The following is a 14013-nucleotide window of genomic DNA, read 5'->3' as shown; positions in this document are numbered from 1 at the left end:
GCGGCGATCAGGCCCAATTCGCGCGATGTCCGCGCCGTTCACCACGTGAAATTCGCCGACCTTTGCTATGCACTAACCGTGCAATCCACGCCACCGGGGCCTCAGCTGCAGCCGTCGACGCCACCACCGGTACCCCTCGTCGTCGAACGCTGCCGACGGCTGATCGCCAATCCGGTCTTCGAAACCGCGATCGTGATCGTCATTGTGATCAACGCCACAATGCTGGGTCTGGAGACCTTCGATTCCGTCGCGGCCGGATACCACGGCGTTTTCGATGTGGCCTACAACGTCATCCTCGCGGTGTATGTAATCGAGTTGCTGATTCGATTCACCGCGGCCCGATGGAGTGTCCGCGAGTTCGCGAAGACCCACTGGAACGTCTTCGACTTCATCGTGATCGCCGTGTCGTTCATCCCGGGCCTGCGGGCGACCGCGATGTTGTTGCGGCTCGTGCGGCTGGCGCGGATCGTGCGCATCATCCGGTTCCTGCCCGACCTGCATGTGGTCATCGGTGCGATCGCCAGAAGCATCCCAGGGGTGGCCTCGCTGGCGGCGGCGACCGCGCTGTTGATCTACATCTACGGGATGCTCGGCTGGGTCCTGTTCGCCGCTCACGACCCTGAGCACTACGGGAACATCGGGCGGGCGATGCTGACGATGTACATCATGCTGACGTTGGAAAACCTGCCCGACAACGTCGCCATGGGCTTAGAGGTGTCGCCCTGGTCGGTGCTGTTCTTCATCAGCTACACCGTCATGCTGAGCTTCCTGGTCTTCAACCTCTTCATCGGTATCGTGCTGAACTCCATGGAGGAAGCCCGGGCCGTCGATCGGCAGAGGCACGAAACCGACGATCTGCTGCAGCGGTTGCGTGCGGCGCGGGAAGCGCTCGAGGACGCCGAACGTGAGCTGCAGCGCTCACACCGCGACGATCAGGGGCCAGCTACAGGACCGGTGACCGGCTCCCGGTAGCGGGTCGCCGAGTCACCGCAACGCGACGTGGTCCGGCACTTATGTTGCTCCGCCGTTGCCCTCAGATTGGCGACGGCAACGGCACAGGTGAGCGCTGATCGGGTGGTGGAACCTGAGCATTACATATATAAGGAAAGCGTTTCGGCCACCGTGTGGAGTCGCTGTGGTTAACTAGCCGTCGCTACGGCTACACGCGTTTCTGGCAAACGAAAGGGCGCCCGCCCATGAAATCAGCACGGTGCTTACGAACTGTTGTCGCAACCGCCGGCTTGTCGGCGGTGATGTCTCTGGCGATGGCGGGGTCCGCGTCGGCCGACCCCGTCACGGAAGCGCTGGCTAACACGACCTGTAGCTATCCACAGGTGACGGCCGCTCTCAACGCGGAGGCTCCGGCCCTGGCTCAGCAGCTCAATGGCCGCCCTGATATGCAAGCCAATATCCAGCAGTTCCTGGCCATGCCGGTGGACCAACGGCAGCGGCAGTTGGCGCAGCAGCAAGCAGTGAACCCACAGTTGCAAGCGATGATCTATGCGCAGATCGGGCCACAGATTACGCAGGTCGCCAACACCTGCATGAATTACTGACCCTGCGTTTGGCCGGATTCCGAACTGGCTGACACGGCCCCGCCAGCGGGGGCAACCGCACACCGTAAACATGGTTATGGTCTTTGTTCCGACCTTTGAACGGCTCGGGCATGCCGGTCTTCCGCCGGCGAAATGGGCCGCCGGGAAATTTGCTGAAGCGTCAATCACGGCTGTTGTGGAAGTGACCGAAAAACGACCCTCCGAGTGTCATTTCGGCAACGGCGGCGACGGGCACCAGCGTACGATCCTCACAGAGTTACCGCCGGGTAGGCCGCCGGGCGCATGAACGTGTTCTAAAACCGGGATTTGTCGCGCGCGTAAAGCTAGAGTCGCTCCTCATGCAGGCCACCTTGGCTAACTCTCATCCGACGAATGGCGCCTCTGTAGCGCTGCTTGATCGACCCGACGTCGGCGAGGCGCTGACGGCAATCCGCAGGCCTGTTGCCGTCGTGAATTCGGCGCAGGGGCCGCGCGCCGTCCTTCTCGACAGCGCCGGGCAACTAACGCCGGAGCTCTTGAGTCAAGAAGTGCTTGCCGTCCTGCCGCCGATCTACCCCGAGTGGCTCGGCGACCGCAGTTTCGCCGCCACGCATGGCGTGCGATTCCCGTATGTCGTCGGCGAGATGGCTCGAGGGATCGCGACGCCGCAGATGACCATCGAAGCGGTGCGCGCCGGCGTGATGGGTTTCTACGGCAGCGCCGGGCTCGACCTGGCGACCGTCGAAGCCGGCGTGTTGGAGATCCAGGCCTCGCTCGGACGGGACTCCGCCGGCTGGGGCGCCAACCTGATTCACAACGTCCAGAGCGACGGCGTCGAGTTGGCGACCGTCGACCTGTTCCACCGTCTCGGTGTCCGTTACGTTTCCGCGTCGGCGTTCATGCGCCTGACGCCTGCGGTGGTCCTCTACGCCGCCAAGGGTCTGCGACGGGATGCGACCGGACACATCGTGCGGGCCGGGCACATCTTCGCGAAGGTCTCTCGCGATGAGGTCGCCCGCCAGTTCCTCTCGCCCGCTCCCGAAGCGATGTTGAGCGCCCTGGTCGCCGAGGGCAGGCTCACCGCCGAGGAAGCTGCGCTGGCCAGCGGAATCCCGATCGCCGAAGACATCACCGCCGAAGCGGATTCGGGCGGGCACACCGATAACCGTGCATTGACCGTGCTGCTGCCACGGTTGATCAGCCTGCGTGACGAGATCGCGGCCGCCTATGGCTACTCGGTCCTGCCCCGGGTCGGTGCGGCAGGCGGCCTGGGCACACCTGCCGCCGTCGCGGCGGCGTTCGCCGCGGGCGCAGCGTATGTATTGACCGGTTCGGTCAACCAGTCGGCAGTCGAGAGCGGCTTGTCACCGGATGCCCGAACGCTGTTGGGGCTGGCCGAATCCACCGACGTGGCGATGGCACCTGCCGCCGACATGTTCGAGATGGGCGTGACCGTGCAGGTCCTCAAGCGGGGCACCATGTTCGCGCAACGCGGGCACCGACTGGCCGACTTCTATCGCCGCTACTCCTCGCTGGAAGAGGCGCCGGCCGAGGAGTTGGCGAATCTCGAAAAGACAGTCCTCGGACGCAGTGTCGCCGACATCTGGGCGGACACCGAGGCATTCTTCGCCAAGAGCGATCCACGGCAGGTGGAACGCGCCGCGGCGGACCCCAGACATCGCATGGCCCTGGTATTCCGCTGGTACCTGTTCACAGGTTCGCAGTGGGCGCGCGACGGCAACATCGAGCGCCGCGCTGACTACCAGATCTGGTGTGGCCCGGCGATGGGCGCCTTCAACCAATGGGTACGGGGAAGCTTCCTCGAACCCGTGGAGGCACGTACGGTTCGGCAGATCGCGCTCAATCTCCTCGAGGGCGCTGCGACCGTGACTCGAGCCGGGCAGCTTCGCGCTTCGGGCGTCGCGATGCCGCCTTCCGCCTTTGATTTCCGTCCACGTCCACTCGGATAAGGGTTACCTTGACTGACAACACGCACCAGCCCATTGCCACTCCGATCGCGGTGGTCGCCATGTCGGCGATCTACCCGGGCGAGTCGGGGCTCACCGGTTTCTGGCGCACCATCACCGCTGGCCGTGACGCCATCAGCGAGGTACCGCCCTCGCACTGGCTGATCGAGGACTACTTCGACGCCGACCCCAAGGCGCCGGACAAGACGTATTGCAAGCGCGGCGGCTTCATCGACCCGGTGAACTTCGATCCGGTGCAATTCGGGTTGCCGCCCAACGCTTTACCGTCGACGGATACCGGGCAGATCCTCGCCTTGATCGCAGCCAGGCAGCTGCTCGATCAGGTGCAGGGTGAAGGCCGCGAAGTCGATCTGGACCGGGTCGACGTGGTTCTCGGCGTCGCATCGACGACCGAACTCGTGGTGCAGATGGGTTCGCGCATGCAGCGGCCGATCTGGCGTAAAGCGATGCTGGAGAACGGCTTGGCCGAGGACGAGGCCGACGAGATCTGCCAGGACATCGCCGATCACTACGTGCCGTGGCAGGAAAGCACGTTCCCTGGTCTGCTCGGCAATGTCATCGCCGGCCGTGTGGCCAACCGCCTGAACCTCGGCGGCGCCAACTTCGTCACCGACGCCGCCTGCGCGAGTTCGCTTTCGGCGCTGCAGTCGGCATTGCACAGGCTGTATCTGCACGAGTCGGATGTGGTGCTGACCGGCGGTGTCGACGCACTCAACGACGTGATGATGTTCATGTGTTTCTCCAAGACGCCGGCGTTCTCGGCGACCGGTGACTGCCGACCGTTCTCGGCCGGTGCTGATGGCACGATCATCGGCGAGGGTGTGGGCATGGTGGCCCTCAAGCGCCTCGCCGACGCCGAGCGTGACGGCGACCAGATCCACGCGGTGATCCGTGGTTTGGGCTCGTCGTCTGACGGCCGGGCATCCAGCGTGTACGCGCCGCGTTCGGAGGGGCAGGCCAAGGCCTTGCGCCGCGCCTACGAGCGCGCCGGCTACGACCCGTCGACGGTCGAACTCGTCGAAGCCCACGGCACCGCGACCAAGGCGGGTGACGTTGCCGAGTTCGCCGGACTGAAGTCGGTGTTCACCGACAGCTCGGCGCGTATCGCGATCGGATCGGTCAAATCCCAGATCGGCCACACCAAGGCCGCAGCGGGTGCCGCTGGACTCATCAAAGCCGTTCTCGCGCTGCAGCATTCAACCCTGCCAGGCACCCTGAAGGTGGATCGTCCCAACCCGGCGATGGGAATTGAGGATTCGCCGTTCTACGTCAACTCGCAGACCCGGCCCTGGGTGCGCAAGAGTGACCAGCCGCGGCGCGCGTCGGTCAGCTCATTCGGTTTCGGCGGCAGCAACTTCCACGTCACTCTGGAGGAGTATCAGGGCGAGCACCGCGCCAAGCGGCTGCGGGCGCTGCCCAGCGAGCTCGTGGTGCTGAGTGCGCAGTCTGAGGCCGATCTGCAGAACCGGGCCGCGGAAATCGTCACCGCGGCGCGTTCCGGCGAGAGTCTGGCTCGCATCGCGTTCGAGGCCGCCGAAGAATTCGACGCCTCGCAACCCGCTCGCGCCGGTCTGGTCGCCACAGATGCCGAATCGCTTGCCGCAGTGGCCGGTCGGCTGCGCAGCGCGCTTGCGGACGGCAAGGCCGCTGAGCTCAAGGACGCCAACATCGCCGTCGGCTTCGGGCCGGCCCGCGAAGGCAAGACGGCATTCCTGTTCCCGGGCCAGGGCAGCCAGTACGTCGGAATGGGCAGCGACCTCGCGCTCAGCTTCCCCGAAGCACTCGCCGTGTGGGACGGTCTCGAGGGTGACCTGACCGATCTCCCCGGTGTGGTGTTCCCGGAGCCGGTTTTCGACCCAGCCGCGGTGGATGCGCAGAAGAAAGAGCTCACCGCGATGGCCAACGCTCAGCCGGCCATCGCTGCCACCAGCCTCGCGCAACTCGCGCTGCTCGACGTGCTCGGTGTGAGTGCGACTGCGGCGGCCGGTCACAGCTTCGGCGAGGTCACCGCGCTCGCGGCGGCGGGCGTGCTGCCCACCGAGAGCCTGGTCGAGACGGCCCGGACCCGCGGCACGCTGATGAACGAGGCCGGCCAGGGCAAGGACGGCGCGATGCTGGCCGTCACGGCGACCGCCGACGACGTGCGGGCGCTGCTGGCTACCCAGCCGGAGTCGGGATCGTTGGTCATCGCCAACGACAATGCACCTACCCAGGTGGTCTTGGCCGGTTACGAGACCGATATCGAGTGGGCGCAGACGGCGGCAAAAGCGAAGGGCTGGACAGCCGTTCGCCTGCCGGTGGCCTCGGCGTTCCACTCCGAGATCGTGGCTGCGAGCTCCGCGCCGTTGACCGCCTACCTGAAGACGCTGAAGATCGGACAGCCCAACTTCCCAGTTTATGCGAACGCCACCGCGCAGGTTTACAGCGAGGACGTCGCGGTGCAACTCGGCGATCAGGTTCGTCAGGTGGTGCGGTTCCGCGAGATGATCGAGGCGATGGCCCGCGACGGGGTCACGCGGTTCATCGAAGTCGGTCCGAGCCGGGTGCTCACCGGTCTGGTCGGCAAGATCCTGGGCGACTCTGCGCACTTCGCGGTCGCTCTCGATGATCCGAAGGCCGACGGCTTGCGTGGTTGGCATCGCGGCCTGGCCGCGCTGGCGGCCGACGGCGTCGCGCTGGATCTGGTCGCGCTGTTCGATCACTACGCCGAGCCGGTGAAGTTCGTTCCGGCGCCGAAGCATGTCGTCAAGGTCGGGGGAGCGAACCTCGGCAAGCCGTATCCGCCGGCGGACGGCAAGGTTTCGATCACAGCAAAGCGCACTCGGACAAGCGTGCAGAGCGTACCGCCGGTAGTGACCAAGGCACCCGCACCCGCCCCGGCGGTTCAGCGGATGGAGGCGCCCGTCGTTCACCCGCCGGTCGCGCAGGCACCGGCCCCGATCGCGCAGCAGCAGGCACCGGTCGCAGCGCGGCAGGTGGAGATCCAGGCCGAGGTCATCGAGGCCCCGCTGTCCGGTGATGTCTGGAGCATCATCGACAGCATCCAGAAGGAGACCGCCGAGCAGCACCAGCGGTACATGGATGTGGTGACACAAAGCCACCAGGCATTCCTGGACATGTCCACGCAGATGATGGCGCAGATCGTGGGCGAGCCGGCGACGGTGACCCACAGCCCGAGGGCATTGACAAGCATTGCACCACAGTCCATTACGGTGCCAATTGCCGCCGCTCCGGTGGTCGCACCGCCGGTGGCGGCCGCCCCGGTTGCGCCTGCTCCGATCGCCGCACCGGCTCCCGCCGCGGTGGCCGCCGCTGCGGTGGTCGCACCTGCACCTGTCGTTGCAGCCGCACCGGCTGCGCCCTCGGTGGCGGCGGGTGATGTTGTGTTGTCGATTGTGTCGGAGAAGACGGGTTATCCGGTTGACATGCTCGGGTTGGGCATGGAGATGGAGGCTGAGCTCGGGATCGATTCGATCAAGCAGGTCGAGATTTTGGCGGCGTTGCAGGCGAAGTTCCCTGGTGCTCCGGAGATTCCGGCGTCTGAGTTGTCCGGGTTGCGGACGTTGCAGGATGTGGTGGACACGATTGCCGACTTCGCTGGGCCGGTGTCTGCGCCCGCGGCGGTAGCTGCGCCTGTCGCTGCCGGTCCGTCGGTGGCGGCGGGTGATGTTGTGTTGTCGATTGTGTCGGAGAAGACGGGTTATCCGGTTGACATGCTCGGGTTGGGCATGGAGATGGAGGCTGAGCTCGGGATCGATTCGATCAAGCAGGTCGAGATTTTGGCGGCGTTGCAGGCGAAGTTCCCTGGTGCTCCGGAGATTCCGGCCTCGGAGCTGGCGAACCTGCGCACCCTGCAAGACGTCGTCGACACCGTCTCCGGCTTCGCTGCTCCAGCGGCACCTGCGGCGGTAGCAACATCTGCTGCGCCGGGGCTGCCGGCGGGTGATGTTGTGTTGTCGATTGTGTCGGAGAAGACGGGTTATCCGGTTGACATGCTCGGGTTGGGCATGGAGATGGAGGCTGAGCTCGGGATCGATTCGATCAAGCAGGTCGAGATTTTGGCGGCGTTGCAGGCGAAGTTCCCTGGTGCTCCGGAGATTCCGGCCTCGGAGCTGGCGAACCTGCGCACCCTGCAAGACGTCGTCGACACCGTCTCCGGCTTCGCCGCCGGCGGCACCACCGCTCAGGCCGCGACAGTGCAGCATGCGGCACCGGTGCCCTCGGCAACAGTCGGACTGTCGTGCACCGAGGCGGAGTTGCGGGCCGCACCGCCCAGCGGGCTGGCGATGGCCGGTCTGCGCGACGGGATTTTCATCACCCGGGAAGACCCCGACTTCGCCGATGCGCTGGTGGGTGCATTGAATGCCCGTGGGCTGCAGGCGCAAGCCGTCGACGAGGCGCCCGCCCAGGCGGGTGCCGTCATCAGCCTGGCGGCATTGGCTCCGGCGCGCACCCCCGACGACTGCGTTGCGATGCACGTCCGGGCATTCCATGCCGCGCGCAGCGTGGCCAAGAGCACCGCGCCGACGCGACTCTTCGTCACTGTGCAGTCGACGGGTGCCCGTTTCGTCGCCGCTGACGTACCGGTCGGTGTCGCCAGCCTGGTCAAGACCGCAGGCTGGGAGTGGCCGAACGCATCGGTGCGGGCCGTCGACATGGAGACTCTCGATGCCGAACGGCTCGCGGCCGAGCTACTGGAAGGCGGCAGCGGTATCGAGGTCGCCCTGCGCGCTGACGGAACCCGGCTGGTCGCCGTCGACGACATCGAATCCTCGGTCGGTGAGGGCGAGACGATCAGCGTCTCTTCGGGCGGCGTTGTCATCGTCACCGGTGGCGCACGCGGCGTGACGGCCGAGTCGGCGCTCGCATTGGCCAGACAGCACGGCCTGCGGCTCGCCCTGCTGGGCCGCACGCCGCTGCGTGAGGTCTCTGCCGACGAGCCGTCCGGAACCACCGCCGCCGAAATCGCCACTGCGCTGGCGGCATCGGCGCGGGCCCGCGGCGAGCAGCTGAGCCTGCCGCAGGCCCGAGCGCAGGCCGAGAGCCTGCTGGCCGAGCGGGAAGTCCGCGCCACGTTGTCCACTGCCGAGAAGCAGGGAACGCCGGCGCGATACTTCGCGGCGAGCATCACCGATGAAACCGCGCTGCGCGGTGTGCTGGACGAGGTCCGGCAGAACTTCGGGCCGATCGTCGGTGTTGTCCACGGTGCCGGTGTGCTGGCCGACAAGCGACTCGAGGACCTCGACGACGACGCGTTCGTCAAGGTGTTCACCACGAAACTGGTTGGTGCCGAAGCGCTTCTGGACGCCACGTCAACCGACGAGCTCCGGTTCATCTCGCTGTTCTCCTCGATCGCGGCACGGGCCGGAAACCCCGGGCAGTCCGCGTACGCATCGGCCAACGCCGCACTGGAGGCCATTGCGGCCCGCGAGTCCGCACGCCGCAACGGCGAGTGCGTGGTGCGCGCGTTCGGCTGGGGTCCGTGGGACGGCGGGATGGTCGACGCGACGCTGAAGAGCCGGTTCCTCGCCGGCGGTGTGGGTGTCATCCCCATCGCCGAGGGTGCCCAATTCTTCGCCGAGCACGCGTTGTGCCGCTCGTCGGCGACCGCCGTCGTGGTCGCCGCACCCGCAGAGCCGCGCCTGCGTGCGACCCGCCTGGACTGGGAGGTATCGGCCGAAAACCTGCCGGTGCTGACCGACCACCAGGTCCGCGGCAAGGTGGTGGTGCCGGTGGTGATCGCGCTCGACGCGATGCTGCGCGCCGCGCGCGGGCTGGTTGCCGACGCATGCCCGGTGGTTCGTGACTTCCAGGTGCTGTCCGGGGTGACCTTCGCCGAAGGCGAACGGCCATCCCTCACCATCGATTTCGAGCCGGCCGACTCGTCGTCGTACACCGTGTCCATCGTCGACGGTGACGGCCGGGCGCGTTACCGCGCGACCGTGGACACCGCTGCCGTCGCGGCGCCGGAACTGTCGGTCCCGCAGGTGTCGGGGTCGGCGTGGCCGCTGAGCGTCGGCGACGCATACGCGGGGCCGCTGTTCCACGGGCCGCAGTTCGAGGTGATCTCCCAGCTCGACACCTTCGGAAGCGCCGGAGGGGCAGCGACTCTCAAGAGTCTGGGCGAGCTGGGCTGGCCGCAGGATGGGTGGGCGATCGACGCCGCCAGCATCGACGGCGGTCTGCAGCTGGGCATCGTGTGGGCGAGTGCACAGGGACGTCCGCTGGTGCTGCCGATCCGGATCGCGCGTGTTGTCCAGCACCGGGCGTTCGGCGACGGCAGTATCGGGCGCTGCCGATTGGCCGCGCATCCGGTCAACGACAAGCGGGTCGACTTCGATATCGCGTACGAAACCGCCGACGGTGCGCTCGTTGCAACGCTGGAAGGTGTGGAGTTCTACGCTGCGGGCAGCGCCGCGGATACGTCGGCGTGAGCGGGTTCGAACCCGTCGCGATCGTCGGACGTAGTTGTGTACTGCCGGGTGCAGCCACGCCGGAGGAGCTGTTCGACGCATCCCTGGCCGGACGCTGCCTGCTGACGCCGACCCCCCGCGACCAATGGCGTGGGGTCGATCCCGGAAAGCTGCTGGCCAGCGACAAACAAGGCCTGCGGGTTTCGTCGGCGACCGGCGGTTATGTCCAGGCGTCGTTCGACTTGACCCAATTCGCCGCGCGGATACCGGATTTCGACCGGCTCGATCCGATCGTCGCGTGGCTCGCCCAATGCGCACAGCAGGCGCTGGGCGGTCCGCTGGCGGCACCGGGGACGGGTCTGATCGTCGGCAACCTGTCGTATCCGAGCACCATGGGCACCGAGTTCGTCGAGGCTGTCTGGACCGGCGTTGGCAACGACGATCCGCGGAACCGCTTCTCGTCGGGGCTACCGGTGCACCTGATCGCCGGGGCGATGGAGATGAACGGCCCGGTCTACGCGCTCGACGCGGCATGCGCATCATCGCTCTACGCCATCAAACTCGCGTGCGACGCCCTGCACGACCGTGACGCCGACCTGATGCTCGCCGGCGGCGTCAACGGTTCCGACGACCTGTTCCTGCACCTGGGTTTCACCTCGCTGCAAGCCCTCAGCCCGTCGGGCCGGTCCCGGCCTTTCCACGCCGAGGCCGATGGCCTGGTGCCTTCGCAGGGCGCCGCCTTGGTTGCGCTGAAGCGCCTCGACGACGCCGAACGCGATGGTGACCGCATCCACGGCGTGATCTTGGGCGTGGGGCTCTCGAACGACGGACGACAGAGCGGCTTCCTGGCACCGGCGGTCGGCGGTCAGACCCGCGCCATGACATCGGCGCTCGAACAGGCAGGCCTGACACCGGCCGATATCGACTATGTGGACTGCCACGCCACCGGCACACCACTGGGCGATGCCACCGAGTTGCAGAGCATCGCGGCGGCATACGGCGACGTCCCGCTGAAACTGGGTGCGCTGAAAGGCAATCTGGGCCACACCATCACCGTGTCCGGTGCGGCGAGCCTGGTGAATGTGCTGTCCGCCATGCACGCGTCGACCATTCCGCCGACGTTGTGCGAGAAGCCGACCGACAAGCTCGGCGATACCCCGTTCACGTTGGTGACCGCCCCCACGCCGTGGGAAGGTGAGGTCAAGCGCGCCGCCGTCAGCAATTTCGGGTTCGGCGGCAACAACGCACACCTCATCGTCGAGAATTACCGGGGGCCAAGGCCTTCGGTGCCGCGCCGCGAGCTGCCCACCGATGACATCGTCGTCTGCGGGATCGGTGTGGTCACCGGTGACGCGCGTGACGCCGCGGCGTTCCGTCGCCGGGTGCTGGGTCCCGACGCGCAAGCCACCCCGCTCGACGTCGTCGAGCTCGATCTCGCGGGACTGGGCTTTCCGCCGAATGAGCTCGCCGGAAGCCTCAGTCAGCAGACCGTGATGTTGGCCGCCGCCGGGGAGGCGCTGCACAACGTGACCACGGATCCGGAGCGGACCGGCGTCTTCGTCGGCATGGGCTGCGATGCCACGATTGCGCGGCAACGGTTGCGGGTGCTCAACGCCGACAATGACCAATGGTTGGACGCCAATTCCGAAGCCGCCCCGAAGCTGACCGCCGACGGTGTCATCGGAACCATGCCGAACATCCCCGCGAACCGTATCCACGCGCAGCGTGACTTCCGCGGGTTCGGCTTCACCGTCTCCACCGAGGAACTGTCCGCAGTCACCGCGCTGCAAATCGGCATCCGGGCGCTGCGCCACCGCGAACTCGACACCGTGGTCGCCGGCGCGGTCGACATGTGTTGTGAGCCGGCACATTCGCGAGCCGCAGACGCACTCGATGCGGACACGAGCGTGGCGCACGGCGACGCGGCCGTGGCGTTCGTCCTCAAGCGACGCGCTGACGCAGAAGCCGCCGGCGACGAGATCATCGCGGTCATCGACACCGACGATGAGCCTGTTCCGACGGATCCGAACTTCGCGGAGGCGCGGATCGGCCGCACGCATGCGGCCAGCGCGGCCGTGGAGATCGCGGCCCGTGTCGAAGCGGTCCGGGCCCGGGTGCGGGTGGATCAGGCCGGTGCGCAGCCCGCACCGGGTGGCACCACCGCGGCGGTGTGGGTGGAGGCGCTCGGCGGGCACGCCGACGGCATCACCGTATCCGCGGCCGGCGCGCCGAAGCCGTTGGCTGTCAGCGTCGTTCCGGTTTCGGAGCGTTATGCCGGCGACAGCCGGGCCGATCTGCTCAGCCGGCTGCAACGTGGCGAACCGGGCGGAAGCGGGCCGGTGCGGTGTTCGCTGGTCGGTGACGGCCAGGCCACGCTCGACGCGCTGCGGCAACAGGCCGTGCAACGGCTGGAACGGGGCGAGGCGCCGGTCGTTCCCGGCATTGCGTACGCCGAAGCCCCGATAACCGGCGAGCTGGCCTTCACATTCACCGGCGCGGCCGCGGCCTACCCGGGGGCCGGACGCGATCTGCTGTTCGCATGGCCCGAGATCGGTGACGCCCTCACCCAACGGTTCTCCGGCGTCGGTGATCTGGCGCGTGCCCTGCACGGTGCCGGGATCACCACCCTGGATCCACGTACCCAGCTCACCGGTTGCGCCGTGGTCTGTCAGTCGCACGCCGAGTTCTCGCGGACTGTGCTCGGCCTCAAACCTGCTGCCGCTATCGGTCTTTCGTCGGGCGAGACGAACTCGCTGATGGCTTTTGGGGTGTGGAGCGACCTGGAGCCAATGCTGGATGAGATCGAGGCATCCGGGATGTACGGCGATGAGCTGACCGGTGAATGCCGGGTCGCGGCGGCCGACTGGGGGCTGGGCGATCAACCGGCTCCGTGGGAGTGCTGGCGGATCACCGCTCCCCGGGCGCAGGTCGATGCGGCACTGGCTGTCGAGCCGCACGCCTATATGACGATTGTTCAAGCACCGGACGATTGTGTGATCGGCGGTGATCCCGCGGCGTGCCGGCGGGTGATCGACGCCGTCGACGGTGCCACCGCGATACCGCTCGGTCTGGACATGGTCATCCACTGCGAAGCGATGGCACCGTTCGCCGATACCTGGCGCAACATCCACACCCGGGAGACACACGAGGTACCGGACGTCCGGTTCTACACCAACGCGGTCAACCGGGCCTATGTGCCGACCCGGGAGGCGGCCGCCGAGGCGATCACCCGGCAAGCCCTCGAACCGATCGACTTTCCCGCGACGATTCTGCAGGCGTGGGAGGACGGCGTGCGCGTCTTCGTCGAGCACGGGCCCCGTGCCATCCTGACGGGAGCCGTCGCGAAGATCCTCGGTGATCGCCCGCATCTCGCGGTCGCCCTGGACGCCCAAGAACGCCGCGGACTGCGGGCATTGGCTGAAAGTGTCTGCAAGCTATGGGTTCACGGGTTGCCGGTGGACATCGACGCCTTCGATGAGCGCATCCAGCAGCTGCGTGAGCAGGGCCGGTCGCCGTCGGCGACCATCCGCAAGCTGACGTTGGCCGCTCATTGGCCGGATATCGTCTCAGCCCCCGCGGCGCCCAAGACCGTTTCGGCGCCGCAGCCGTCCGCGAATGTACCGACGCCGGTGGCGTCCAAGAATGGAAGCACGCCCATGCCGCAAGTGGACCACGGAACCGTACAAGTCATGCCGCCCGCGCCGGCGCAGCCCGCGCCGCTGGTCGTCGCCCAGGACGTCGCCGTGCGATCCGCACCGACGACAACCCCGGTGGTCACCAGACCCGTCGCCTCTGCAGCACCGGCGGCCGTCAGCGATCAGACCTCCGCGGCACTGAATCTGGTTGCGGCGGTGAGCGATGCGCACACGGCGTTCCTCGAGCGTCAAGCCGAAGCGCACACGTCGTTCCTGAAATCCCGGGGCGATCTTCTCGCCCTGGTATCGGGACGGCGCGGATCGGTGCGCACGGTCGCGGCCGGCGCCCCGGCGATATCGGCCCCCGCACCTGCTCCGGTGGCCCCGGCGCCGGCTCCGGCGATGCCCGCCCCCGCACCGATGCCGCCGCCAGTACCGCCAC

At 67.3% G+C, this 14013-nt stretch carries 5 protein-coding genes; all 5 read left to right on the top strand.

Features of this window, described 5'->3' with window-relative positions; translation table 11 throughout:
* The first annotated feature begins 78 nt into the window (after positions 1 to 78).
* On the top strand, positions 79 to 972 hold the full coding sequence (locus tag HPC46_RS24995) for an ion transporter (RefSeq protein WP_179474884.1): 894 nt from the start codon (positions 79 to 81) through the stop codon (positions 970 to 972).
* A gap of 224 nt (positions 973 to 1196) precedes the next feature.
* Positions 1197 to 1556, top strand: coding sequence for a hemophore-related protein (locus HPC46_RS24990; RefSeq protein WP_179474883.1), 360 nt, complete (start codon positions 1197 to 1199; stop codon positions 1554 to 1556).
* A 338-nt stretch (positions 1557 to 1894) separates the two neighbouring features.
* Positions 1895 to 3505, top strand: coding sequence for a PfaD family polyunsaturated fatty acid/polyketide biosynthesis protein (locus tag HPC46_RS24985; protein WP_179474882.1), 1611 nt, complete (start codon positions 1895 to 1897; stop codon positions 3503 to 3505).
* Positions 3506 to 3513: 8 nt separating this feature from the next.
* Positions 3514 to 9957 (top strand): type I polyketide synthase, encoded by a 6444-nt coding sequence (locus HPC46_RS24980; RefSeq protein ID WP_179474881.1) that lies wholly within the window; start codon positions 3514 to 3516, stop codon positions 9955 to 9957.
* The coding region (locus tag HPC46_RS24975) for a beta-ketoacyl synthase N-terminal-like domain-containing protein (RefSeq protein ID WP_325096763.1) at positions 9954 to 14013 on the top strand (4060 nt) is incomplete at its 3' end. The genes HPC46_RS24980 and HPC46_RS24975, both read left to right, overlap by 4 nt.

Source organism: Mycolicibacterium vinylchloridicum (assembly GCF_013404075.1).
GTDB classification, from domain to species: Bacteria; Actinomycetota; Actinomycetes; order Mycobacteriales; family Mycobacteriaceae; genus Mycobacterium; species Mycobacterium vinylchloridicum.
The sequence above is the reverse complement of the archived record's forward strand: the minus strand, read 5'-3'. Positions and strand labels throughout refer to the sequence as shown.

What these genes read in the sequence shown, in the direction of transcription:
- HPC46_RS24990 (WP_179474883.1), top strand. Translation starts at nt 1,197, where the DNA reads ATGAAATCAGCACGGTGCTTACGAACTGTTGTCGCAACCGCCGGCTTG.
- HPC46_RS24985 (WP_179474882.1), top strand. Translation starts at nt 1,895, where the DNA reads ATGCAGGCCACCTTGGCTAACTCTCATCCGACGAATGGCGCCTCTGTA.